Below are 22,458 nucleotides of genomic sequence, written 5' to 3' on the forward strand. Positions count from 1 at the left end.
TCGACCCTATCGAGCCTGCTTACCGTCCTCCGAACGATTCCTTAACACCTCGAACCCCTACGTCCCGAGGATGTGGTCGTCGTCAGGGCTCGAGGAGGAGGCGGAGGGCTTCGGGGTGGCCGAGGTCGGCGGCTTGACGGAGCCAGGAGGTCGACTCGTCGGCGGTGGGGGAGTCCAGGGTGGCGGGAATTCCGCCGTCCCGCAGGGCGATTGCCAAGTGGAACATGGAGTCGGGGTCGCCGGACGCCGCCCCTCGGCGCAGCCAGTGCTCGCCTCGATCGGTGTCGCCGAGGTCGAGATACAGGGCGCCGAGCACCGCCATCGCGTCGCGGCGGCCGCGGCGCACGGCTTCGGTGAGCAATCCGACGGCGCGCTCGAATTCACCCGCGCGGGCCGAGTACACGCCGAGACTGCGCATGGCCGTGGGGTTTCCGCCTTCGGCTGCGCGCTCGTACCAGCGCACGGCCGTTTCGTCGTCTCCGCGCCGGTGCGCGATGACGCCCATGTTCGCCATCGCCTCGGCGTCCCCGGCCGCGGCCCCGGGCTGTAACCAGCGCTCCGCCGCATCCAGTTCCCCGCGCTCCAGATACAGCGCACCGAGTTGCAGATCCGCGCCCGCGCAACCCGCGGCGGCCGCCTGCTCCCACCATCCGACGGCCTCCGCGACGCGTCCGTCCGCCTCGGCGAGCTCGCCGAGCGGGCCGAGCGCCGACACGCTCCCGAGTTCCGCGGCCCGCCGTAGGTAGTGCTCCGCACCGCCCGCGTCGTCGACCTCGCGCAGCGCCTCGGCCAGCCGCTCCATCGCCCACACGTCGCCGCCGTCGGCGAAGCGCCGCAGCGCCGCCACGCGCTGTCCGTACCGGTCGTAACCCGTCATCGCTCTGCCTCCGAATCCGGTTCGCCGAGAGGTGCCCCGTCGTCGAGAAACCTCATCTTCAGGATCGCGCAGAAATCTCGCTTTCGGTCGCCATGGCATCGATTCCGTCGACCGGTTCGGCGGCCACGCGTCGGTCGGGCGGTGGGCCGGATCACCACCGCCCCATGCGCTCGCGACACCTCCGCTCAGCAGGCGTATCGTGCGATTCATGACCGGAATGGACCGCCCGCGGCGGTTGCGCCGTACTCCCGCTCTGCGCCGTCTCGTGGCCGAAACCACATTGGAACCACGGCAATTGGTGCTGCCGATGTTCGTGGCCGACGGACTGGACGAGCCGCGCGAGATCGGCTCGATGCCGGGGGTCCACCAGCACTCGATGGACTCGCTGCGCAAGGCGGCGGTGGAGGCCGTCACGGCGGGCGTCGGTGGGCTCATGTTGTTCGGCGTGCCCAAGCCGGAGGACAAGGACGCCACCGGCAGTCAGGCCAGCGACCCGAAGGGCATTCTGAACCGGGGTCTGCGCGCGCTGTCCGAGGAGGTCGGCGACGCGACGGTGATCATGGCCGACACCTGCCTCGACGAGTTCACCGATCACGGCCACTGCGGCGTGCTCGCGACCAACGGCGCGGTGGACAACGACGCGACCCTGCACCGCTACGTCGACATGGCGATCTCCCAGGCCGAAGCGGGCGCCCACCTGCTCGGCACCAGCGGCATGATGGACGGTCAGGTCGGCGCGATCCGGCGCGGCCTGGACGCGGTCGGCCGCACCGACACCGGCATCCTCGCCTACGCCGCGAAGTACGCCTCGGCCTTCTACGGCCCGTTCCGCGAAGCAGTCGGCTCCTCGCTGGAGGGCGACCGCCGCACCTACCAGCAGGACCCGGCCAACCGCAGGGAGTCGCTGCGCGAGCTCGAACTGGACCTGGCCGAGGGCGCCGACATCGTGATGGTCAAGCCGGCCATGTCGTACCTGGACATCCTGCGCGACGTCGCCGACCGGTCGACGGTGCCGGTGGCGGCCTACCAGATCTCCGGCGAGTACGCGATGATCACCGCCGCCGCGCAGCGCGGCTGGATCGACCGCCGCGGCGCGATCCTGGAATCGCTGGTCGGCATTCGCCGGGCGGGTGCGGACATCGTGCTCACCTACTGGGCGACCGAGGCCGCACACTGGTTGTCGTGACGAACTACCCGAGACCGATGGGCGTCGCGCCGTTCCCGCAGCGGCCGCCGATGCCCGAAGACATCCGTACGGCCCGCCAAGTGTGGTGGGGAATCATCGGATTCGGCGTGGTGCAGCTGGTCGGCACGGTGCTCACCTCGTTGCAGCAGCGCGACGACCTCGACCAGCGGATGTTCGACCAGGGCAAGGCGGGCGACCCGAATTTCGCCATGGCCACCGCCGAACTGGTGGTGTCCCTGATGCTCGTCGGAATGGTGCTCGGTGGTCTCGCGCTGGCCGCGGGCGCGTTCGCCGTCGTGCACCAGTTCGGCCGGGGCAAACTCTGGGCGCGCACGGTCCTGACCGTCGTCGCGATCTGGCTGGTGCTCGGTGCCGTCGCGGCCCTGTTCGCCCTGGACGCGGTCACCGGTGTTGCCTCGCTGGTGGCGGGCGGCGCGGCTATCGTGCAGGGCGTGTTGGCCGGTGGCGCGCTGTATCTCAGCTACCGTCCGGAGTCCACGACTTGGTTCCAGCCGAACCGCCGCTGAACGGATGACCGCGGCGTCACCGAGTTTGTCGCCGTAGTGCAGACATGTATGGTGAGGGTTGTCACAGTAGACATGGGAACCGGTAGTTATTGGTCATGCGTTGTCTTGCGTTGCGTGAGGGCGTCATCCAGTGAGCTCCGGGAGATCGGAGGCATAGATGCGAGTGGTGATCCAACAGCCGCAGAGCATTCGGCGAGATTTGCTCGTCCTCAGCCTGCTGATCCTGTTCGGCGTGGTCACCGTCGCGGTCCTGCTGCTGCCGGGGCTGGTCGGCTGAATTCACCGGCGGTGCGAGCCGGAGCCCCGCGCGTTCGGATGCGCGATCTGATGGGTAGTGCGGCGTGAGCGACGGCGACGCGGTCTTGTTCGCGGAGCCGGGTGCGCGGTGGCGCGCGGTGGCCTACGGCCCGCTGCTCTGTCTTCTCGTCCTCGTGCTGGAACTGGTCACGTCCAGTCCGGCGCACTGGTTCGCGCTGATCTTCTGCGGCGCGCTGATCGCGGCTTTCGTTGCGCTGCAAGTTTTCGCGGGCCGCCGTCACGTCAGCGTCGAGTTGACCGAGTCGACCCTGCGCCAAGGCGCCGAGACCCTGCCGCTGACCGGCATCGCGAGCGTGCTGCCGGAGCGCGACGAGCACTCCTGGAATGATGAGGACTGGGAGTCCGCGCGTGCGCTCGGCGAGCTGAGCGGTGTGCCGCGCAGACGCAAGGGAATCGGGCTGCGGCTGCGCGACGGCGGACTCGTGCAAGCGTGGGCGCGCGATCACCGCGGCCTGCGGACCGCACTCACCGCGGTGCTGGATCGTGCGGGGGTCGCGGCGCCGGAGTCCGAGGGTGTTGCGGCGCAGCGGTCCGAGGACACCGTGGCGACGGAGATCGAGGGCGTCGCAGTGCGGGAGTCCGAGAGCAGCGAAGAACGGCACAGCGAGAACGGAGCGGACCGGTGAGACGTGACATGGAGGTGGCGGTCGGCGAGGCCCTCGCGGCCGTCGTCGCGCTGGTGCTCGCGGTGCTGAGCTGGAACCGCGGGACCGTCGCCACGGTGTTCGCGCCGCTCGGCGAGATGCCCGCATTCGAGGCGACCCGCTATGTCGGGCCGTGGCTGATGCTCGCGGCGTTCCTCGTCGCGGTGGCGGGCCTGCTCGGCATCGACGCCGTGACCCGCGTGCTGCGGTCCGCCGCGGAGAAATGACATCGACCGGACAACCCGGTCGACACGGATAGCCGCCCCGTTTCACCTGCGCGGGGGCGGGAACATCCACCCCATGAAGCCGACAATCCACGCGAAGAAGATCGCCATCGGGGTTGTGGCCGGTGGCCTGATCGGTGCGGCCGGTGCGGTCCCGGCAGCCGCGGCGCCCGTCGAATACACACCGCCGCCGCCGGTGCCGGTGACACCCGCGTTCACCGCGACCGAGCCGCCCGGACTGATGAAGCTGCTGCCCCCGCCACTGGCCTGTCTGGCCACCACCGGGTTCGCGTTGTTCTGCGTGGGCATCACCTGAGCCCGGCATCTGAAACGTACTCGCTTCGAGAGCCGATACGCCTTGTGGCACACCGGTATTCGCCGGTGAGCCTATCGAATGGAAGGTGTTGCTCGTGAAGGTTCTCGGTGCGAGGTTCGGTGCGGCCCTTGTCGCGTTCGCGGCGATCGGTTTGGCGGCCGCGCCCGCCATGGCGGACGGCGCGGGGTTGCCCTTGGAGCCGACGGCTCCCGTCGCCGGTCTGGTGCCGGAGACCGGGTCGGCGGGCGCGCTGAACGGGCTCATGTGCTCGTTGCAGACGCTGTCCGCCTCGGCTCCCTGCATCAACACATAGGCGTAGCTCCGCCTCCGGTCATGCGCGGTCTGCGGGCGGACTTCGTCCGGCCGCGTCCCTTGGGACCCGAAACCGCTGTAGCCGAATGATTTACGCTCGCCCGCGGACTCCGGTCCGCGGGCGAGTTCCTTCGTTCAGTCCGTCCAGCTCTGGAAGACGTCGAGGATCCGGCCGTTGCGGGTGCCGGGGGCGTTCACGTACACGGTCACCGTGCCGTCGGAATGTCTGGCGGTCTCGGCGATCACCTGGCGCAGCGAGGCGTGCACTCCGCCGTGCTGATCGCGGTGGAGTTCGGTGTCTTTGTGTAGTCCCGCCCCCATGCGGTCCAACGGCACGAACATCGTGACCACCGCGGGCACCGGGCCGGCCGCTAGCGCGACCGTCTCCTCGTGGCTGAGCCGGACGCCGACGCGACCCTGCGCGGGATCGGCGACCGGTACGGCCGCCGCGGCGGTTCCCGCGCCGAATACCGCTGTCGCGGTGGTGAATACGGCCAAGGTAGCCGTGCTGACGAGTGCGAACCGCATGAAGAGCCTCCCGAGGGTAGCTGCTGCGACGACCAATCGAGATTACGGACGAGTCGCCCGATATCGCCGCAAACGCCCGCTCGGCGTGTTGTCCCGGATTGCGGCGCGCGTCACTCTCCTACACCCTGTCGTCGACCGGGTTCGCCGGGGCTGCGACACTGGAGGCCGTGAGTTCTTCTCCGCGCGTGACCAGGGCATCGGTGCCGGTTTCCGCTCAGCTCTTCGACCGGGCGAGTTCGGTGATCCCCGGCGGTGTCAACTCGCCGGTGCGGGCGTTCAAGTCGGTCGGCGGCACGCCGCGGTTCATCGCGTCCGCGAACGGATACACGCTCACCGACGCCGACGGCAACGACTACGTCGACCTGGTGTGCTCCTGGGGCCCGATGATTCTCGGGCACGCTCATCCCGCGGTGGTCGAGGCCGTGCAGCGGGCCGCGGTCGGCGGCTTGTCCTTCGGCGCGCCGACCGCCGCCGAGATCGAACTCGCCGAGTTGATCGTCGAGCGCGTCGCGCCGGTCGAACGGGTGCGGTTGGTGAACTCCGGTACCGAGGCCACCATGAGCGCGGTGCGCCTGGCGCGCGGCTACACGGGCCGCACCAAGATCATCAAGTTCAGCGGCTGCTACCACGGCCACGTCGACGCGCTGCTCGCCGACGCGGGCTCCGGCGTCGCGACACTCGGCCTGCCCACCTCGCCCGGCGTCACGGGCGCGCAGGCGAGCGACACCATCGTGCTTCCGTACAACGACCTCGAGGCGGTGGCGGCGGCCTTCGCGGCGCACCCCGGTCAGATCGCCTGCGTGATCACCGAGGCCGCCGCGGGCAACATGGGCGCGGTCGCGCCGCTGCCCGGTTTCAACGAAGGGCTGCGCGCGCTGACCGCCGAGCACGGCGCGCTGCTGATCATGGACGAGGTCATGACCGGGTTCCGGGTCAGCCGCTCCGGCTGGTTCGGCCGCGACGGCGTCACCGGTGATCTCTACACCTTCGGCAAGGTGATGAGCGGTGGTCTGCCCGCCGCCGCGTTCGGCGGACGCGCCGAGGTGATGAACCAGCTCGCTCCGCTCGGCCCCGTCTACCAGGCGGGCACGCTCTCGGGTAACCCCGTCGCCGTCGCCGCGGGTCTCGCCACGCTGCGCGCCGCCGACGACGCGGTCTACGCCGCGCTGGATCGCAACGCCGAACGGCTCGGCGGGCTGCTCGCCGAGGCGCTCGGCGCGGCAGGGGTCGAGCACCAGGTCCAGTTCGCGGGCAATATGGTGAGCGTGTTCTTCTCCGACCGTCCGGTCACCGACTACGCCACCGCCAAGGCCAGCCAGACCTGGCGTTTCCCAGCCTTCTTCCATGCGCTGCTGGACGGCGGCGTGTACGCGCCGCCGAGCGCGTTCGAGGCGTGGTTCGTCTCCGCGGCGCTCGACGAGGACGCATTCGACCGAATCGCCGCAGCTCTGCCCGCCGCCGCGAACGCGGCCGCGGCCGCAACCCCCGAAGGATCCCGCGCGTGAGTTCCGACCACGACCAGCCCGGCGCCGCCCGCCGCGAACTACCGAACAACCCGGACGAAACGACCGACGTCCCCCCGAACGTCGACTCGCCCTTCAGTGAGGCCGAGGCCGTCGGCGCGCTCACCGAGGCCGACATCGCCGAGGAAGCCGCCGCCCGCGCCGCGGCATCGGCGGCCGCCGCGGCCGAGCCCGTCTCGCCGGTCGACGAGGTCGTCGCGGATGCGCCCGCTTCGACCGAAGGTGACGCCGCCGCTGAGACCGACGAGCCTTCCGGTGCCGAGTCTCGGACCGAGATCGACGAACTGGCCGCCGCCGACGCCGCCGCTGAGGCCGAGAGCGCTGCCGCTGACGTGAACGCCGCCACCGGAGTCGAGAACGCCGACGCCACCGACTCCGCATCCGAGCTGCCCACGACCGCAAGCACCGCCGACGCGACCGTTACCCAAGCGGTCGCCGACGAGCCGCCCGCCGTCGCCAAGGACTCCGAAACCACCGCGCGCGTCACCACCAAGCCCCGCTCCGCCGAACCCGAGTTCGAGGCAGGCCCCGACGTCGAGACCATCGTGCATGTCCTGCGGCACGGCGAGGTGCACAACCCGAAGGGCATCCTTTACGGCCGCCTGCCCGGCTTCAGCCTGTCCGTCGCAGGTCGGGCGCAGGCGGGCGCAGTCGCGCGGGCGCTGTCCGATCACGACATCGCCGTGGTCATCGCCTCCCCGCTGCAGCGCGCGCAGGAGACCGCGGCGCCGATAGCCGAACAGCACGGCGTGCTCGTGCGCACCGACGAGAACCTCATCGAGGCGGGCAACACCTTCGAGGGCCTGCGCGTGTCCGTCGGCGACGGCGCGCTGCGCAAGCCGCGGCACTGGTGGAAGCTGCGCGACCCGTTCACCCCGTCCTGGGGCGAGCCGTACTTGCAGATCGCCCACCGGATGCTCGCGGCCGTGAACAAGGCTCGGGTCGAGGCGGCCGGGCGCGAGGCGGTGCTCGTCTCGCACCAGCTGCCGGTCTGGACGCTGCGCCGCTTCCTGCAGGGCCAGCGGCTCTGGCACGACCCGCGCACCAGGCAGTGCTCGCTCGCCTCGCTGACCTCGCTGGTCTACCAGGGCGACACGCTGGTCGACATCGTCTACTCCGAGCCCGCGGGCGGTTCGGATCCCACGGTGCACGGCGCATGATCCGCTCCACCGCGTCATTCGCGACAACCCGGCCGGCCTCCGCACGGAAGCTGGCCGGGCGGGTCGTGCCGGTGCTCCTCGCGTGCGTGGCCTTGGTCGCCGCGCTCGCCGGCTGCTCGACCGGATCGGACGCGGTGGCCACCGGCGGCACCTTCCAATTCGTCTCGCCCGGCGGCAAGACCGACATCTTCTACAACCCGCCCGCCGCGCGCGGCACCATCGGCGAGCTGTCCGGCCCGGATCTGATGACCGAGGGCAAGACGATCTCGGTCGCCGACTTCCCCGGCAAGGTGGTCGTGATCAACCTGTGGGGCCAGTGGTGTGGGCCGTGTCGCGCGGAGGCGCCCGCGCTGGAGCAGGTCTACGAGGCCACCAAGGACAAGGGCGTCGCCTTCCTCGGCATCAACGTCCGCGATCCGCAGCGAGACAAGGCGCAGGACTTCGTCACCGACAACAAGGTCGGCTACCCGTCCATCTACGACCCGTCCATGCGCACCCTGCTCGCGCTCGGCGGCAACTTCCCGACCAGCGTCATCCCGACCACTCTCGTCCTGGACCGGCAGCACCGCGTCGCGGCCGTCTACCTGCGGTCGCTGATCGCGGACGACCTGCGGCCGATCATCGAGACACTCGCCGGGGAGGCCCAGCAGTGACGCGGTGTGTGACCTCGCGGTGCGTGCGGTGACGGTGCTCGCGAGCGTGGGAGATTCGTTCCAGCAGACGGCGGCGACCGGGCCGCTGCTGCTGGCGCTCGGTGCGTGCCTGCTCGCCGGACTGGTGTCGTTCGCTTCACCGTGCGTCGTTCCGCTGGTGCCCGGCTATCTGTCGTACCTGGCGGGTTTGGTCGGCGCCGAGGCTCCGCCCGCGACCGCCGAATCCGCGAAGAGCCAGTCGGCGGTCGCGGTGGCCCAGCGCGGCGCGAAGCTGCGTGTTGCCGGTGCGGCCGGACTGTTCGTCGCCGGGTTCACCGTGGTCTTCGTGCTCGCGACGGCCACCGTGTTCGGCGTGATCCAGACCCTCAACGTGAATCGCGAACTGCTGCAACGCGTCGGCGGCGTGGTCACGATTCTGATGGGTCTGGTGTTCGTCGGTCTGGTGCCCGCGCTGCAGCGCGATACCAGGATGGAGCCGCGCCGCCTGACCAGCCTCGTCGGCGCACCGCTGCTCGGCGGCGTCTTCGCGCTCGGCTGGACGCCGTGCCTCGGACCGACGCTGTCCGGCGTGATGGCGGTGGCCGCGGGCACCGAGGGCACCACCGCCGTGCGCGGCGTGGCGCTCATCGTCGCCTACTGCCTCGGGCTCGGTCTGCCGTTCGTGATCCTGGCCTTCGGCTCGGCAGGCGCGCTGCGCGGTGTCGGCTGGCTGCGCCGCAATTCGCGAACCATCCAGATCGTCGGCGGCATCCTGCTCATGGCCGTCGGCGTCGCGCTGGTCACGGGGGCGTGGGATCAGTTCGTGGCCTGGGTGCGCGACGCGTTCGTCTCCGAGGTGACCCTGCCGATATGACCGTGACCGACCATCCGGTGACCGAATCGCCCCGCCCGCCCCGCCAGTCGCTGTTGGGCCGCGCCTGGGCGCTCGTGCGCAACACCTGGCGCGGGCTCACCAGCATGCGCACCGCGCTGGTGCTGCTGTTCCTGCTGGCCTTGGCCGCGATCCCGGGCGCCCTGCTGCCGCAGCGGAACCTGAACGAGCAGAAGGTCAGGGAGTACATCGCCGACCGTCCGACGCTCGGACCGTGGATGGACCGGTTCGAGCTGTTCGACGTGTTCTCCAGCTTCTGGTTCACGGCCGTCTACGTGCTGCTGTTCGTCTCGCTGGTCGGCTGCATCCTGCCGCGCACCTTCGATCACTACAAGGCGTTGCGGACCCCGCCGGTCCGCGCGCCGCGCAACCTCGCCCGGTTGCCGCACCACTATTCGGGCGAGTCGACGAACAGCCCCGAGGCGTTGATCGAGCACGCGCGCGCCCAGCTGCGCGGCTGGCGCACCGAGGTGCGGCCGGGCAACCGCGAGGGCGAACTCACTCTCTCCGGTGAGAAGGGCTACACCCGCGAATTCGGCAACCTGGTGTTCCACCTGGCGCTGGTCTGCCTGCTGGTGGCCATCGCGGTCGGCAAGCTGTTCGGTTACGAGGGCACCGTCATCGTGATCGCCAACAACGGTCCCGGTTTCTGCACCACCTCGCCCGCGGTGTTCGACTCCTTCCGCGCGGGCAACGTCAACGACGGCACCGGCATGACGCCGATCTGCGTGCGCGTCAAGGATTTCCAGGCCGACTACCTGCGCACCGGTCAGGCCGAGATGTTCACCTCGAACATCAGCTACCAGGCCGGATCGGATCTGACGACCGACACCTGGCGCGACGCCACCCTCCAGGTCAACCATCCGCTGCGCGTCGAAGGCGACCGTCTCTACCTGCAAGGCCACGGTTACGCGCCGACCTTCACGGTCACCTTCCCGGACGGCCAGACCAGGACCGAGACCATCCAGTGGCGGCCCGACGACGCGCAGACCTTCCTGTCCAGCGGTGTGCTGCGCATCGACCCGCCCGGCGGCCTGTACGCCACCGACGAGGAGCGCCGCAAGAACCAGATCGCCATCGAGGGCCTGTTCGCGCCGACCGCCATGCTGCACGGCAACTTGCTCACCTCGGTGTTCCCGAGTATGGACGACCCGGCCGTCGCGGTGGACATCTACCGCGGCGACACCGGCCTCGACACCGGACGCTCGCAGGATCTGTTCTCGCTGGACCAGGAGATGGTGCGGCAGGGACGGCTGACCAAGGAAGCGCGAGTCAACCTGCGCCCCGGCGAGTCGGCGACGCTGCCCAACGGCACCAAGGTGACCTTCGACGGCGCACACGAATTCGTGAACCTGCAGGTCTCGCACGACCCGGCGCAGCAGTGGGTGCTGGTGAGCGCGCTGGCCATGATGGCGGGCTTGCTGGTGTCGCTGCTGGTGAAGCGGCGGCGGATCTGGGTGCGGGTCTACCCGGCCGAGGAGTCTGCCGGTACCGTTGACCAACGACGCACTGTAGTAGAGATGGGCGGGCTCGCCAGAACCGATCAGGCGGGCTGGGGCGGCGAGTTCGACCGGCTCCGCGCGCGCCTGCTGGACGCTGGGGGCGACGTGAAGACCGACCGCGCAAGCACGGGAGAGTGAACATGCCGATCGACGAGACCCTCGCCGGGTACAGCAACCTCGCCTTCAAGTCGGCGTTCGTCATCTACGTGCTCGCGCTCGGCCTGCTGATCGCGCAGTACGCGTCGGTGCAGACGCGCAAGGCCGAGGCGCGCGAACTCGTCACCGTCGGCGGCGGAGCGGGCCCCGGCGTCCCCGGCAAGGTGGCGCCGCCGCCGCGCCGCTCGCGCGCCGAACAGTTCGGCAACATGGCGTTCGCCGTACTGCTCGTCGGCATCTTCTCGCATTTGGCCTCGATCGTGTTGCGCGGCTTCGCGACCCACCGCTTCCCGCTCGGCAACATGTACGAGTTCATCACGATGGCGTGCGCGGCGGCGCTGATCGTCGGGCTCGGATTCCTGTACGAGCAGAAGTTCCGTGCCATGTGGGTGTTCCTGCTCGCGCCGGTGCTCGTCCTGATGTTCCTGGCCGGGCAGGTGCTCTACGCCGACGCCGCTCCGGTGGTGCCCGCCCTGAAGTCGTTCTGGCTGCCCATCCACGTCACCGTGGTGAGCGTCGGCAGCGGCATCTTCCTGCTCTCCGGCGTCGCGAGCCTGCTCTTCCTGTACCGGATCCGCCAGCCCGAGGGCCAGGAGTCCGACAACCTCCTCGGCAAGATCGCCCGCAGGCTGCCCGACGCCCGCGCCCTCGACCGCCTCGCCTACAAGACCACCATCATCGGCTTCCCGCTCTTCGGCGCGGGCGTCATCCTCGGCGCTGTCTGGGCCGAAGCCGCCTGGGGCCGCTTCTGGGGCTGGGACCCCAAGGAAACCTGTTCCTTCATCGCCTGGGTCCTCTACGCCGCCTACCTGCACGCCCGCGCCACCTCCGGCTGGCGCGACACCAAAGCGGCCTGGATCAACGTCGCCGGTTTCGTCGCGATGCTGTTCAACCTCTTCATCATCAACATCGTCATCTCGGGTCTGCACAGCTACGCCGGGCTGAACTAAACAGCTTCTACCTGTGCGTTCAGGTCTCTCCGTCATCACTTGCGCCCGGCTCACCGGCCTCGGTACGCAGTGAGTACGCAGTGGAACCGGGCCACTCCCGGATCGCCGCACCGACGGCGGTACGAGTTGTCTCATCCGCATCCGGCCACAGGTGCGCGTAGTGGTAATGCCGATTACAGACTGTCGGTACCGACTCGTAAGGTGGCCTGGCCGAGTCGAAGGGTGGATGTTCGTGACTGAGACCATTACGGGCCTGACGGAAGAGGATGGGCAGACCATCGGGTTCGTGGTGAGCTGCTGGTACAACGATGTGATCGAACTTGCCGAGCTCCGCAAGTGGTGTGAGCACGTAATCATCACGAACGAGATGCAGGACATCCCTCACTACATGTTCGACCTGGTGAATGTCGACTCGCCCGGCGAGATCCTGGACATCATCGGTTTCTTGCCTGGCGAGGTATCGCGACAGGAGGACCGCGCGTTGTACGGCATCGCCTTTGGCCGCGGCCGGGATGTTTTCGACCCTCCCCTCAGCCGGACGGCAGCGCAGCGCGCGTTGCAGGCCAGACCGGATGTGCTGCAGCGATTCCGGGACGTTTTCCCGTTCATCGAACTGGATACATAGGCGCGGCAACGCCCTCTCCTGCCGATGAGCGCGTCGCCAGACGCGGTGCGACGGCATTCTGGATGCACCGACAGCCGCTGGATGGAGGACCTACGCGGTATCAGCCGCGCTAATCGGTCTGGAGTTGCCAGCCCTCCGCCTCGATGTGGTCGAATGCCGCATCGAGCATGGTTCGACCCGGGGCGTCTTCCTCCCACCACAGCGACCAGTGCACTGAAACCGACAACCTGAGTTGGTCGTAGTGGAAGTGAGTGTCGGAGTATCCGAAATCACGGTCGACATGCAGTGTCAGCGGTGTCCAAAATCCGAGATCCGGTCGGCTCACCCACGCAGTGTCCTGTCGACGGACCAGCGGTATCCGAAGGTCCCGCACCTTGTTGTCGTCGTCATCGACGATGAGGTAATCGACCTGCTCGGGAATCAGGTTGTCCGGCACGCGGACCGAGGTGTTCCACACATACATTTCCTCCCAAGCTGGCCATTGATCGGCAGCGAGTTCACACGGCGCGGCAGCTAACGTGTCGACCAGTTCGAGCATGGCAGCTGTATCGATCGTCTCCACCTCAGTGATGATCGCGCCGTTGTACACCGGATCGGTCGCTGCATCTTGGCGTTTGAGGTACCAATGCCACTCCGGCAGTTCTGACTCGGCCTTTAGCCACACGTCGTCCGGTCGGTGCATCACCCGCTTGGTGAGTCCGAATTCCTGGAACAGGACGAAGTCCTGGGAGAACTGCACCAATGCCGTGACGGCAGCTCGAGCGGCTTCGCGTTCTCGCTCGATTGCGGTCGTGTCCGAGTTGGCGTCCCACTCGAGTTCTCGCCAGTAGTCGACACCGTAAATGGTGTTGTAGATGCGATGACCAGAGTGTCCGCTCGGTTGCATAGTCGCCGATACTGCCTCTTTCATCGAGATCCGGGCAAACGGGTTGATCTGGAGTGGAATCGGTTCAGCCCTTGCCGCAGTACCTGTACCTGGACGCACTATGTTGCCGCTTATCGGCCGATTTCCCCGCCACTCATGGCCCAATGGTCTGACTTCAGTCCGGGCGAGTAACGGGCGCTACGCGTCACTACGTGATGCCTACGGCACCCTTGACTAGCCCTCCCTCAGCACAGGACGGCCAGTATGGGAAGCGGGGGAGAGCAGGTGTCGGACCGGAACGCAGACGGTACGCAGCGCCCGCACTCGGGACCATTCTTCGCCAACGCTGCCAGCCCTGAGAGCACGCCGATAGCGCCCGCCTTCCGACGGGCGCTATGCGATTCCGGTCAGTTCAGTCCGGCGTACGAGTGCAGACCCGAGATGACGAAGTTGATGATGAACATCCTCCTGGACGTTTGCGGAGGTGGGTAGGCATTGGGCCGGTGGGCTGACCTGGGTCTGGTCGCGACCGAAACGCCGGAATCGGCGTGGTCTCGGGGGTGGGGAATCCGGATTCGCGCGGGCTGCTGGGCGACTTCGGAACGTGTGGATGGACTCGGGACGCGCTGAGCTTCGGTGTCTGGTCGTCTGGCGGTTGTCCCCGCTGGACCAGCGGAAATGCGGGATATTGCGACGGTCGCCGTGTATCGCGGCAGCGGCGGTGACGGAATGCGCTCGGAAATTGCCGGGAATGCGCGCGACCCTCAAAAACCTTGCCCCCCAATCGGTTCCCTATTGTTCACAATCTCACAAGAGTTGCCTCGCCGATCTTGGAACGGCTACCAATAGGGCGTTCACATCGCACGACACGACGTTCGATTCGTCCACGTGGGGGGTGGGTCGGGGGTTGGGAGGGAGAAATGATTTCAATGTTGCACAACGCTGCACTGCGGGTCGGTCGGAAGGCGCTCATCGGTGCGCTGCCGCTGGTCGTGGCGACCACGTTCGCGGGCGCCGGAGCCGCGTCGGCCGACAACCACGCCGATCAGCAGGCGCGGTTGGCCGCGGCGATCTCGACGTCGGGCACGGCGGGGGAGCTGGGCTACCGCACCACCGTGGCGCCGGATCTGAGCACCGTCTCCGCCACGCTGGACGCGGGGACGTTCCAGCTCGGTGAGTCCTCGATCAAGGTCGTGGACAAGGCGGGCGCGGCGGTCAGCGAGCTTCCGCTCGAGCTGGCCACGCCGTCCGGCACCAAGATCGAGCTGGACGCCGCGGTTTCCGAAGACGGCCACACCCTGTCGGTGAAGACCCCCGAGGTCTCGGCCGCGACGGGCGCCGAGCTGAAGGACATCGCGACCAACCCGCACGCGCAGTACCCGGACCCGGTCCAGAACGGTGCGGCCGCGGGCGCGGGCGTCGGTGCGGTCCTCGCCCTGATCACCTGCGTTCCGACCCTGGCGATCTTCGTCGTCGGCTACGCGCTGTGCGCCGTGGTCGGCGTGGTGACCACCGGCGTCATGGGCGCCATCATCGGCGCGCTCGTCGGTACGGCCATGCCCGACGTCATCCCGCAGGTCCTGCCCTGACAACCAGCGACTGACCTGCTGAACTGAAATCCGAGAAAGGCACTGCGGCGGACCCGATCCGCCCCAGTGCCTTTCTTTTCGCGCCGAGGAGGCCGATACGCGGGACACCGGCTCGATATCGAGAAGCCGTTCCCCAACGCCTTCGATCCCGCCGAACTGCTGGACGTCGAGCAGGACTGGTAGCGGACCTGTGGCCAGGCGCTGCCGTGTGCGAGACTGCGGATATGGCGAGGGTTCGGGTTGCGGTGTTGGCGTCGGGCAGGGGATCGAATTTGCGGGCGCTGCACGAGGCTTCGCTCGAGGGGGACGCGCGGTTCGCGGTGAGTCTGGTGATCGGGAACAACGGTGGGTCCGGGGCGTTGGCGTATGCGCGGGAGGTCGGGATTCCGGCGGTGCACCTGTCCGGGCGCACGCATCCGGATCCGGACGAATTGGATGAGGCGATGCGGGCGGCGCTCGTCGCGCACGGTACCGGGCTGGTCGTGACGGCGGGCTATATGAAGAAGCTCGGGCCGCGGACGCGCCGGGAGTTCGACTCGCGCATCATCAACGTCCATCCGGCGCTGCTGCCGCGGCACGGCGGAAAAGGCATGTACGGCAATGCTGTTCACGAGGCCGTGCTCGCCGCGGGCGACCAGGTGTCGGGCGCGACGGTGCACTTCGTGACCGAGGAGTACGACACGGGCGCGATCATCGCGCAGAGCGAAGTGCCGGTGCTGCCGGAAGACACGGCCGAGTCGCTTGCCGAGCGAGTATTGGCCGCCGAACATCTGCTGCTTCCGACCGTTGTGCAGATCATCGCGACTCGTAACGCCGCACCCGCCGAACTCTGACAGTCCACGCGGCGCGGACCTGACCGCGAGCCTCGAATCGCCCCGCGACACATGGCTTCTCGGGCAACGCGCGTGTCACGACGACCGAAGAATCAACTCCGCTGTGGCAGGATCGGCCGGGTGAGTGGGGAGAACGCCTTGGGGGCGGAACAGTCTTGGCCCGATCGGTGGCGATGGGACGAGAAGCGGGAGCGGGACTATCGACGTCGTGGCTGGGCGGGCGTTCGGGTGGAGGACATCGAGCACGACGGCCTGCGGGAATCGGGGCTGCTTCTGGCATTCGGAAAGACGCACAAAATCGTCGGCGTGCTGGCGGCGATTCTGGGCATGGTTCTGCTCGCGGCCGCCGGAGGGAACGCGGTAGCCGCGGTCGTCGAGCGCACCTGGTTCGGCCTGGGTGCTTTGGTGGTCGTCGGCCCGCTGGGCGTGGTGGCGCTGCTGTCGGCGTACCTGATTCTGCGCGGACGCCGCGGGGTGGTCCCCGGAGTGCTCGTCACGCCGACCCGAATCCTGCGCCGCGACAACGCGGGCGACGTCGTCGCGATCCCTTGGCACGACGTCTCCGCAATCGAGCCGCGAATCCTGAAGCAGGGTGGAAGTAGCTACTCGAACCTCATCGCTATCGAAGCGCACCCGACCGCACCGGTCTGGGAGTCCGTCAACCCGGCCCTCCGGCGGCTGGCGCGCAGGCGCGACGATTCCGCCCTCTTGAAGGTGCAGGACAACGCTCTGCTCATGAACCCCCTGATCGCGTACCACCTGCTGCGGCACTATCTGGCGAACCCCGAGCAGCGTCGGGATATCTGCCACGCAGCACCGGTCGATCAGCCCTGACACCGCACATCCTGCGAACCCCGCGCGTTTCCGGATGGCGGCGACAGGCGAGCAGAGCCGTGACCATGCGCCGAAGCGCGACGGTGGGGGCACGTTGTCTCGGGGGGTGAACAAGGCAACCGGGCGCGCGACTACCGCCCCCTCGGCACCGACCAGTTCAGCGCTCGGTGGTGCCGTCGCTGTCGGGATGCTCCTGCCGCGAGATCCGCCAGAGGAACTCGGGATCGTCGTCGGGGCCGAGAATCCGCTTCCGCTGGGGTGAACGTGGATTCAGTCCACTCTCCCGCACGGGGCCGAACGCCTTCCAGCACAACACCGCGACAGCCACTATGGCGATGAGTGCCAACAGGTACGTCACGTTCGCTCACCTCCTGCTATCGAGGGTAGCCGCGCGCGACGTCGGAGCACACCGCGGAGACGAAATACCTCGACATGACCGGGCGCGGGCATCGACGCCCGCGCCTCGGTCGGTCGTTCAGCGGGTGGGGGTTGCTTCCGTGGTCAGCGACTTCAGCAGCTGGAGAACCTCGGATTCCCGGAATCGGCGGTGCCCGCCCGGAGTGCGCAGCGAGCCGAGGCGCCCGGCGTGGGCCCAGCGGGTGACGGTCTTCGGGTCGACGTGGAACAGGGCAGCCACTTGGCCGGGTGTCAGCAGAGTGTCCTGGCCGCCGACGGTGATCGCAGTCATAGCAAACCTCTCCGTTCTCGACAGTTCCCTCATCAGATGAGCGCCATCGTTGCACCCCGACCCCTAGGTACGCGAACCACCTACAGTTGGTAAAGGCGAAGTAATGGACAAAACGGATCGTCGTCCGGCCTCGGGAACGGGTGTGGGCCGAGGGCGGGCAACAGCTTCGCATACGCTGGTTCTCGTGAGCGACTCCCCTCGTCCGGACGGTGCATCGTCCCAGTCCACCGCGCGTCCCGGCCGCAGACTGGCCGTGAACCTGGCGCTGTACACCCTGGCCAGGCTGGCGCTGGTCGCGGCGATCACCGCGCTGATCTGGCTGGCCGCTGACCTGATCTCGGTGGAGATCCCGATCGTCGTCGCGGCGCTGTTCGCGCTGATCATCGCGATGCCGCTGTCGCTGACGCTGTTCAAGAAGCTGCGCGCCAAGGTCAACGAGGACATCGCGGTGGTCGACGAGAAGCGCCGCAGGGACAAAGCGCAGCTGCGCGCGCGCCTACGGGGTGAGGACGGGCCCGAGGCGGGCAAGTGAAGTACTGCGATCGCAGCACCCCGCGCGACTGGGTCGACAACGCGGTGCGGCTGATCGACGCCGACGCGCAACGCTCCGCCGACACGCATCTGCTTCGCTACCCGTTGCCGGTCGAGTGGAACATCCAGCTCTACCTCAAGGACGAGTCCACCCACATCACCGGCAGCCTCAAGCACCGCCTGGCCCGCTCGCTGTTCCTCTACGCGATCTGCAACGGCTGGGTTACCGAGGGAACCACGGTGGTAGAGGCGTCCTCCGGTTCGACCGCGGTGAGCGAGGCCTATTTCGCCAAGCTACTCGGGCTGGATTTCGTCGCGGTGATGCCCGCGAGCACGTCGCCGCAGAAGATCGCGCTGATCGAAGCGCAGGGCGGCCGTTGCCATTTCGTGCAGCGTCCGCCGGACATGTACACCGAGGCGGCGCGCCTGGCCGCCGAATGTGGTGGCCACTACATGGACCAGTTCACCCACGCCGAGCGCGCCACCGACTGGCGCGGCAACAACAACATCGCCGAATCCATCTTCGAGCAGATGATCCTGGAGACGCACCCCGTGCCAGAGTGGATCGTGGCGGGCGCGGGCACCGGCGGCACCAGCGCCACCATCGGCCGCTACATCCGCTACCGCAGGCACGCCACCAAGCTCGCCGTGGTCGATCCGGAGAACTCCGCCTTCTACGGCGGCTACGAGACCGGCGACGCGGGATATCAGACGGGCATGCCCTCGCGGATCGAGGGCATCGGCCGCCCGCGGGTGGAGCCCTCCTTCGTCGGGCAGGTGGTGGACCGGATGATCGAGGTTCCCGACGTCGCCTCCATCGCCGCCATGCGGCATGGCAGCCGGGTGCTCGGCCGCCGCGTCGGCGGGTCGACCGGCACCAATCTGTGGGGCGTGTTCCATCTGATCGCGGAGATGCTCGCCGCCGGGCGCAGCGGCAGCGTGGTCACTCTGCTGTGTGATGGTGGGGACCGTTACGCGGGAACGTATTTCGACGACGAGTGGGTCACCGCGCAGGGCATGAGCCTGGCCGAGCCGACCGCCGTCCTCGATGAGTTCCATGCCACCGGTATCTGGAACGGTTAGGCGGACCTCCGCTTCCGGTTCGTGCGCGGTTTGTCCCGCGCGCTGTACGCCCTTCCCGATCGTCAATTTTTGTTGACATGCGCCCCTCGCGTCAATCAAAATTGACGACATGACTGAGGCAACCACCCTGGCGGCCGCCGCGGGCAGTCCCGACCCCAAGGTCGGGCTGCGCGCCGTGCTCGCGCTGCGTCGGCTGCTCGAACGGCTGGAGGCGATCCAGGTGACCAACGCCCGCGCGCAGGGCTGGTCCTGGCAGGCGATCGCCGACGCGCTCGAGGTCAGCAAGCAGGCGGTCCACCAGAAGTACAACCGGAAAGGCAGGGGCTGATGTTCGAACGGTTCAGCAGGGCGGCGCGGACGGCCGTGGTGATCGCGCAGGAAGACGCCCGCGAGCTGCGGTCGCCGAACATCGAGGTCGAGCACGTGCTGCTCGGTTTGCTCGCGCAGGGCGAACCGGAGCTCAAGGCGCTGCTCGCCGAGGCCGGGCTCACCCACGAGAGTGCGTTGAACGCGTTGAACGCGAAGGGGCGCGGCGAGCCGCTCGGCCCCGAGGACGCGGAGGCGCTGCGCTCGATCGGCATCGACCTCGACGCGGTCCGCGAATCACTGGAGGCGGGCTTCGGCGCGGACGCGCTGGACCGGCCGATCCCGGAGGAGCGGCGCGGCTTCTTCGGGCGTTCCCGGTGGAGCGGCAACCACATCCCGTTCACCAAGGACGCCAAGAAGGTGCTCGAGCTCTCGTTGCGAGAAGCCTTGGCGCGCAAGGACAAGAGCATCGAGTCGGGGCACGTGCTGCTCGGCATCCTGCGCGCGCCGAATCAGACCACCGTCGGCCTGTTCGGCGGTTCCGGTCCGATCCAGGACCTGCGACCGAAGGTGCACGCGCTGCTCGACCGAGCCGCCTGAGGCGTCGCGAAATCGGTTTCTCCCCCAGCGGCGGCCGGTGCGCGCACTTAGCATGTGCGCATGCAGCTTGTGCTTCGGTTGATCATCAACGCGGTCGCCATCTGGTTGGCCGCCGCCTGGGTGAGCGGTATCGACATCCTCAGCCCCGAGGAGAACGGCACCGCGGGGAAGGTCGTCGTCGCGCTCGTCATCGCGGCCATCTTCACGGTGGTGAACGCGTTGGTGAAGCCGCTGGTGAAGTTGCTCTCGCTGCCGCTGATCATGCTGACCCTCGGCCTGTTCCTGCTGCTGATCAACGCCCTCATGCTCTGGCTCACCGCGGAGATCACCGAACTCGCCGAGAATGCCGATTTCGGCCTACAGGTCAACGGATTCTGGGCCGCGGTGCTCGGCGGCATCATCATCTCGCTGGTGAACTGGGTGCTCGGCGTCCTCGTCCCCGACAACGACTGATCCCACGACCTGATGCTTCGGCACCAGGCGCACTACGCAAAGGCGCTGTGCTGGGCCGGATCTCAGGGCTCCAGGATCAGCTTGCCGGTCATCCGGCTGGTCCGGCTGAGCCGGTGCGCCTCCTCGGCGCTGGTGAGCGGCAGCTTCTGAGCGACGGCTACCCGCAATTCGCCTGCGGCGACCGCGGCCATCAGTGGTTCCAGTCGCTCGCCGGTGGGCTTGCCCAGGATGGTTTTGGACTTGAACGGCGACACCAGCATTTGCACAACGGCGGCGGGGCTGTCGCCGGCCACCATGATGTGGCGCCCGCGTGCGGACAGGAGGGCTCGGCAGTCGGCGCCGGAGTAGCTGCCCACGCAGTCGACGACTATGTGAAAGGGTGCGTGCGCCCTGGCTTGGGCGAGCGCATCGCCCTGGGTGTAGTCGAGGACCACGTCGGCCCCGAGACCGGCGACCATCTCCACGTTCTTCGTCGAGCAGACACCGGCAACGAAGGCGCCCTCCGATTCGGCGAGCTGCACCGCCAGCTGACCTACGCCACCGGAGGCGCCCAGCACCAGCACTCGGCGGTCGGCGGGCCGCACCTCGCGGATGCGGCCCAGGTCGATCACCGCCATCCGGGCGGTGACGCCGCTGATGGGCAGGGCGGCGGCCTCGGCGATGTCCACCGAATCGGGGACATGGCAGAGCTGGTCCTCGCGGACCAGCACCGTGTCGGCGTAAGAGCCGCGCTGGCCGCGCGAGAAGTTGGTGCCGCCCACCACACGATCGCCCGGGACGGCCCGCGTCACGCCCGGGCCGACGGCCTCGACCACCCCCGCGAAGTCCACCCCCACCACGACCGGTGGCTTCGGTCCCAGCAGGCGGGCCGCCAGCCTCAGGGGACCGTAGCTACGCATCTTCCAGTCGACCGGATTGACCCCGATGGCTCGGACCCGCACCCGGACCTCGTGCTTACGCGGCTCGGGTGTGGGCAGTTCCAGGAGTTCCAGCGGCTCTCCGGCCTTCCAGGTTCGCTGCGCCATGGCTTTCACGCCACTGAGCGTAGGGAATCCCCCGCGAGCCTGCCCCGGAACCTCAGGGCCTGAGTCACCTACTCGCCGAGGTGGACACGTCGATCGGCACTCCGGTCTCACGCTCGGAGACCTCCCACAGCTTGGCGATGGCGCCGCTCATGCCGATTTTGCGGAGGATCGGTTTGCGCACAGGCGGCCCGTTGTTGACGAACAGCGGACCGTAGAACTCACCGCCGTTCGCGGCCGGGTCCGTCGCGGCGCGCAGCTGCGGCAGCGCCCCGTCGGGCGCGGACATACCGGTGTGCACAGCGGCCCAGCGACTGAACCGCTGCGTCGCGCCGCCACCGGATTCCTGCACGCTGACTGCTTGGAGGTTGGTGTTCGACAGGCCCGGGTGCGCGATGAGGCTCGCCGCGCCCACGCCCGCCCGCTCGAACTCGCGCTGCAGTCCCAGGCCGAAATGAAAGTTCGCGAGCTTGGCCTGGCCATACGCGCGCCACGGCCCGTACCGACCTTCGAGGTGCGGATTGGCCGGATCTACGGCGCGGCCCATGTGATGGGCCGTGCTCGTCACGGTCACGACCCGAGCGTGCGCGCCGCGCAGCAGCGCGGGCATCAGCAGCGCGGTCAGGGTCCAATGCCCCAGATGGTCCACACCGAACTGCATCTCGAAACCGTCGACGGTCTTCGCCTCGCCGGTCGCCATCACTCCCGCGTTGTTGATCAGCAGGTCGATGCGCGGATGTGCGCCGAGGATCTGTTCGCTCGCCGTGTGGACGGATGCCTGCGCGGAGAGATCGAGCGCCACCAGCTCGAGGGAGGCGTCCGGCGTCGTCGCGCGGATGCTTTCGATCGCGGTCGCGGCCTTGTTCTGATTGCGCACAGCCATCACGACATGCGCGCCCTTCGCCGCCAGTTGCCGGGCCGTCTCCAGCCCGAGCCCACTGTTGGCCCCGGTCACCACCGCTTTCCGGCCGCGCTGATCAGGGATGTCGGTTGTATTCCAGAACATCGCGAACCTCCTGGCCGAAGGGTTCGTTCGGCAACGAAATCTACCAAAACGAGCTCGGGAGAAGTCGGCTTCGAGCGGAGAGGTCATCGAGGCGCCGCGGGATCGGCCGCATCGTTCGTCTCGAGCCGCGGCCGGCGAATCGTCACCAGCCCCGGCTGGCCGTGGGCAATTGGCAGGTGCCGATGAGGCACGGATGAAAGCCGTGGCGGCGTGCTGCAAGAGTGCGCGCAATCGTGGTGCAAGGGTGGTGCAAGCGTGGGGCGACAGAGTTCGGGG

At 68.4% G+C, this 22,458-nt stretch carries 28 protein-coding genes; 21 read left to right on the forward strand and 7 right to left on the reverse strand.

Annotated elements, in window-relative coordinates:
• Positions 1-82: 82 nt before the first annotated feature.
• Positions 83-877, reverse strand: a complete 795-nt coding sequence (locus ABZV58_RS05180) for a tetratricopeptide repeat protein (RefSeq protein ID WP_354998873.1) — start codon at positions 875-877, stop codon at positions 83-85.
• Positions 878-1,085: 208 nt separating this feature from the next.
• Here ABZV58_RS05180 and hemB point away from each other — a divergent pair, with 208 nt between their 5' ends.
• The 6 genes from hemB (at position 1,086) to ABZV58_RS05210 (ending at position 4,405) form a co-directional block, all read left to right on the forward strand.
• Positions 1,086-2,063 (forward strand): porphobilinogen synthase, encoded by a 978-nt coding sequence (gene hemB / locus ABZV58_RS05185; protein WP_354998874.1) that lies wholly within the window; start codon positions 1,086-1,088, stop codon positions 2,061-2,063.
• Positions 2,060-2,590, forward strand: a complete 531-nt coding sequence (locus tag ABZV58_RS05190; protein WP_354998875.1) for a hypothetical protein — start codon at positions 2,060-2,062, stop codon at positions 2,588-2,590. Before hemB ends, ABZV58_RS05190 begins: the two co-directional genes overlap by 4 nt.
• 341 nt (positions 2,591-2,931) lie before the next feature.
• A complete protein-coding gene (locus tag ABZV58_RS05195) occupies positions 2,932-3,534 on the forward strand; it encodes a hypothetical protein (RefSeq protein WP_354998876.1) in 603 nt (200 codons plus the stop codon).
• Complete coding sequence (locus tag ABZV58_RS05200) at positions 3,531-3,779, forward strand: hypothetical protein (protein ID WP_354998877.1); 249 nt, start codon at positions 3,531-3,533, stop codon at positions 3,777-3,779. Before ABZV58_RS05195 ends, ABZV58_RS05200 begins: the two co-directional genes overlap by 4 nt.
• A gap of 73 nt (positions 3,780-3,852) precedes the next feature.
• The gene (locus ABZV58_RS05205) at positions 3,853-4,092 is read left to right on the forward strand and encodes a hypothetical protein (RefSeq protein WP_354998878.1); all 240 of its coding nucleotides are present in this window, start codon (positions 3,853-3,855) and stop codon (positions 4,090-4,092) included.
• Between the two features lie 94 nt (positions 4,093-4,186).
• Positions 4,187-4,405: a hypothetical protein gene (locus ABZV58_RS05210; protein ID WP_354998879.1), complete on the forward strand. Its 219-nt coding sequence runs from the start codon at positions 4,187-4,189 to the stop codon at positions 4,403-4,405.
• A 134-nt stretch (positions 4,406-4,539) separates the two neighbouring features.
• On the opposite strand, the gene ABZV58_RS05215 is transcribed toward ABZV58_RS05210, so the two are convergent.
• A complete protein-coding gene (locus tag ABZV58_RS05215; RefSeq protein WP_354998880.1) occupies positions 4,540-4,932 on the reverse strand; it encodes a hypothetical protein in 393 nt (130 codons plus the stop codon).
• 167 nt (positions 4,933-5,099) lie between these two features.
• Here ABZV58_RS05215 and hemL point away from each other — a divergent pair, with 167 nt between their 5' ends.
• The 7 genes from hemL (at position 5,100) to ABZV58_RS05250 (ending at position 12,372) form a co-directional block, all read left to right on the forward strand.
• Positions 5,100-6,437 carry a glutamate-1-semialdehyde 2,1-aminomutase gene (hemL, locus tag ABZV58_RS05220; protein ID WP_354998881.1) on the forward strand — a complete coding sequence of 446 codons (1,338 nt, stop codon included), beginning with the start codon at positions 5,100-5,102 and terminating at the stop codon, positions 6,435-6,437.
• Between the two features lie 560 nt (positions 6,438-6,997).
• Positions 6,998-7,615, forward strand: coding sequence for a histidine phosphatase family protein (locus tag ABZV58_RS05225; RefSeq protein WP_067792212.1), 618 nt, complete (start codon positions 6,998-7,000; stop codon positions 7,613-7,615).
• A complete protein-coding gene (locus tag ABZV58_RS05230) occupies positions 7,612-8,268 on the forward strand; it encodes a TlpA disulfide reductase family protein (RefSeq protein ID WP_354998882.1) in 657 nt (218 codons plus the stop codon). The genes ABZV58_RS05225 and ABZV58_RS05230 overlap by 4 nt, the downstream gene beginning before the upstream one ends.
• A 28-nt stretch (positions 8,269-8,296) precedes the next feature.
• Entirely contained in the window at positions 8,297-9,121 is an 825-nt protein-coding gene (locus ABZV58_RS05235; RefSeq protein WP_354998883.1) for a cytochrome c biogenesis CcdA family protein, read from the forward strand.
• Positions 9,118-10,779, forward strand: coding sequence for a cytochrome c biogenesis protein ResB (locus tag ABZV58_RS05240; protein ID WP_354998884.1), 1,662 nt, complete (start codon positions 9,118-9,120; stop codon positions 10,777-10,779). Before ABZV58_RS05235 ends, ABZV58_RS05240 begins: the two co-directional genes overlap by 4 nt.
• A 2-nt stretch (positions 10,780-10,781) precedes the next feature.
• Positions 10,782-11,747, forward strand: coding sequence for a c-type cytochrome biogenesis protein CcsB (gene ccsB, locus ABZV58_RS05245; RefSeq protein WP_354998885.1), 966 nt, complete (start codon positions 10,782-10,784; stop codon positions 11,745-11,747).
• Positions 11,748-11,979: 232 nt separating this feature from the next.
• Positions 11,980-12,372 (forward strand): hypothetical protein, encoded by a 393-nt coding sequence (locus ABZV58_RS05250; protein ID WP_354998886.1) that lies wholly within the window; start codon positions 11,980-11,982, stop codon positions 12,370-12,372.
• A 109-nt stretch (positions 12,373-12,481) separates the two neighbouring features.
• On the opposite strand, the gene ABZV58_RS05255 is transcribed toward ABZV58_RS05250, so the two are convergent.
• Entirely contained in the window at positions 12,482-13,282 is an 801-nt protein-coding gene (locus tag ABZV58_RS05255; protein WP_354998887.1) for a hypothetical protein, read from the reverse strand.
• A gap of 884 nt (positions 13,283-14,166) precedes the next feature.
• Between ABZV58_RS05255 and ABZV58_RS05260 the strand changes: the two genes are divergently transcribed.
• The 3 genes from ABZV58_RS05260 (at position 14,167) to ABZV58_RS05270 (ending at position 16,493) form a co-directional block, all read left to right on the forward strand.
• Positions 14,167-14,826, forward strand: coding sequence for a hypothetical protein (locus ABZV58_RS05260; protein ID WP_354998888.1), 660 nt, complete (start codon positions 14,167-14,169; stop codon positions 14,824-14,826).
• Between the two features lie 224 nt (positions 14,827-15,050).
• The gene (gene purN, locus ABZV58_RS05265; RefSeq protein ID WP_354998889.1) at positions 15,051-15,659 is read left to right on the forward strand and encodes a phosphoribosylglycinamide formyltransferase; all 609 of its coding nucleotides are present in this window, start codon (positions 15,051-15,053) and stop codon (positions 15,657-15,659) included.
• 228 nt (positions 15,660-15,887) lie between these two features.
• Positions 15,888-16,493: a hypothetical protein gene (locus ABZV58_RS05270; protein WP_354998890.1), complete on the forward strand. Its 606-nt coding sequence runs from the start codon at positions 15,888-15,890 to the stop codon at positions 16,491-16,493.
• A gap of 157 nt (positions 16,494-16,650) precedes the next feature.
• Here ABZV58_RS05270 and ABZV58_RS05275 read toward each other — a convergent pair whose 3' ends face one another.
• Together ABZV58_RS05275 and ABZV58_RS05280 are read right to left on the reverse strand one after the other, a co-directional pair.
• The gene (locus ABZV58_RS05275) at positions 16,651-16,851 is read right to left on the reverse strand and encodes a hypothetical protein (protein ID WP_354998891.1); all 201 of its coding nucleotides are present in this window, start codon (positions 16,849-16,851) and stop codon (positions 16,651-16,653) included.
• A 117-nt stretch (positions 16,852-16,968) separates the two neighbouring features.
• Complete coding sequence (locus ABZV58_RS05280) at positions 16,969-17,181, reverse strand: BldC family transcriptional regulator (protein ID WP_067792165.1); 213 nt, start codon at positions 17,179-17,181, stop codon at positions 16,969-16,971.
• A gap of 184 nt (positions 17,182-17,365) precedes the next feature.
• Here ABZV58_RS05280 and ABZV58_RS05285 point away from each other — a divergent pair, with 184 nt between their 5' ends.
• The 5 genes from ABZV58_RS05285 (at position 17,366) to ABZV58_RS05305 (ending at position 20,154) form a co-directional block, all read left to right on the forward strand.
• Positions 17,366-17,713 carry a DUF4229 domain-containing protein gene (locus ABZV58_RS05285; RefSeq protein ID WP_354998892.1) on the forward strand — a complete coding sequence of 116 codons (348 nt, stop codon included), beginning with the start codon at positions 17,366-17,368 and terminating at the stop codon, positions 17,711-17,713.
• The gene (locus ABZV58_RS05290; RefSeq protein WP_354998893.1) at positions 17,710-18,795 is read left to right on the forward strand and encodes a PLP-dependent cysteine synthase family protein; all 1,086 of its coding nucleotides are present in this window, start codon (positions 17,710-17,712) and stop codon (positions 18,793-18,795) included. The genes ABZV58_RS05285 and ABZV58_RS05290 overlap by 4 nt, the downstream gene beginning before the upstream one ends.
• 109 nt (positions 18,796-18,904) lie before the next feature.
• Positions 18,905-19,123, forward strand: a complete 219-nt coding sequence (locus ABZV58_RS05295) for a hypothetical protein (RefSeq protein ID WP_067792172.1) — start codon at positions 18,905-18,907, stop codon at positions 19,121-19,123.
• On the forward strand, positions 19,123-19,701 hold the full coding sequence (locus ABZV58_RS05300) for a Clp protease N-terminal domain-containing protein (RefSeq protein ID WP_354998894.1): 579 nt from the start codon (positions 19,123-19,125) through the stop codon (positions 19,699-19,701). Before ABZV58_RS05295 ends, ABZV58_RS05300 begins: the two co-directional genes overlap by 1 nt.
• Before the next feature lie 60 nt (positions 19,702-19,761).
• Positions 19,762-20,154 carry a phage holin family protein gene (locus ABZV58_RS05305; protein WP_354998895.1) on the forward strand — a complete coding sequence of 131 codons (393 nt, stop codon included), beginning with the start codon at positions 19,762-19,764 and terminating at the stop codon, positions 20,152-20,154.
• 62 nt (positions 20,155-20,216) lie between these two features.
• Here the strand turns inward: ABZV58_RS05305 and ABZV58_RS05310 are convergent, their stop codons facing one another.
• Both ABZV58_RS05310 and ABZV58_RS05315 read right to left on the reverse strand, forming a co-directional pair.
• Entirely contained in the window at positions 20,217-21,179 is a 963-nt protein-coding gene (locus tag ABZV58_RS05310; protein ID WP_354999041.1) for an NAD(P)-dependent alcohol dehydrogenase, read from the reverse strand.
• Positions 21,180-21,243: 64 nt separating this feature from the next.
• Entirely contained in the window at positions 21,244-22,401 is a 1,158-nt protein-coding gene (locus ABZV58_RS05315) for an oxidoreductase (RefSeq protein ID WP_354998896.1), read from the reverse strand.
• Between the last annotated feature and the right edge of the window lie 57 nt (positions 22,402-22,458).

It is taken from the genome of Nocardia sp. NPDC004654, from assembly GCF_040609595.1.
Taxonomy (GTDB): Bacteria; Actinomycetota; Actinomycetes; order Mycobacteriales; family Mycobacteriaceae; genus Nocardia.

Excerpts from the sequence above, each read along its gene's own strand:
- ABZV58_RS05180 (WP_354998873.1), bottom strand. The coding sequence starts at position 877 with ATGACGGGTTACGACCGGTACGGACAGCGCGTGGCGGCGCTGCGGCGC.
- hemB (WP_354998874.1), top strand. The coding sequence starts at position 1,086 with ATGACCGGAATGGACCGCCCGCGGCGGTTGCGCCGTACTCCCGCTCTG.
- ABZV58_RS05205 (WP_354998878.1), top strand. The coding sequence starts at position 3,853 with ATGAAGCCGACAATCCACGCGAAGAAGATCGCCATCGGGGTTGTGGCC.
- ABZV58_RS05215 (WP_354998880.1), bottom strand. The coding sequence starts at position 4,932 with ATGCGGTTCGCACTCGTCAGCACGGCTACCTTGGCCGTATTCACCACC.
- ABZV58_RS05230 (WP_354998882.1), top strand. The coding sequence starts at position 7,612 with ATGATCCGCTCCACCGCGTCATTCGCGACAACCCGGCCGGCCTCCGCA.
- ABZV58_RS05240 (WP_354998884.1), top strand. The coding sequence starts at position 9,118 with ATGACCGTGACCGACCATCCGGTGACCGAATCGCCCCGCCCGCCCCGC.
- ccsB (WP_354998885.1), top strand. The coding sequence starts at position 10,782 with ATGCCGATCGACGAGACCCTCGCCGGGTACAGCAACCTCGCCTTCAAG.
- ABZV58_RS05255 (WP_354998887.1), bottom strand. The coding sequence starts at position 13,282 with ATGAAAGAGGCAGTATCGGCGACTATGCAACCGAGCGGACACTCTGGT.
- ABZV58_RS05260 (WP_354998888.1), top strand. The coding sequence starts at position 14,167 with ATGTTGCACAACGCTGCACTGCGGGTCGGTCGGAAGGCGCTCATCGGT.
- purN (WP_354998889.1), top strand. The coding sequence starts at position 15,051 with ATGGCGAGGGTTCGGGTTGCGGTGTTGGCGTCGGGCAGGGGATCGAAT.
- ABZV58_RS05280 (WP_067792165.1), bottom strand. The coding sequence starts at position 17,181 with ATGACTGCGATCACCGTCGGCGGCCAGGACACTCTGCTGACACCCGGC.
- ABZV58_RS05295 (WP_067792172.1), top strand. The coding sequence starts at position 18,905 with ATGACTGAGGCAACCACCCTGGCGGCCGCCGCGGGCAGTCCCGACCCC.
- ABZV58_RS05300 (WP_354998894.1), top strand. The coding sequence starts at position 19,123 with ATGTTCGAACGGTTCAGCAGGGCGGCGCGGACGGCCGTGGTGATCGCG.
- ABZV58_RS05305 (WP_354998895.1), top strand. The coding sequence starts at position 19,762 with ATGCAGCTTGTGCTTCGGTTGATCATCAACGCGGTCGCCATCTGGTTG.
- ABZV58_RS05310 (WP_354999041.1), bottom strand. The coding sequence starts at position 21,179 with ATGGCGCAGCGAACCTGGAAGGCCGGAGAGCCGCTGGAACTCCTGGAA.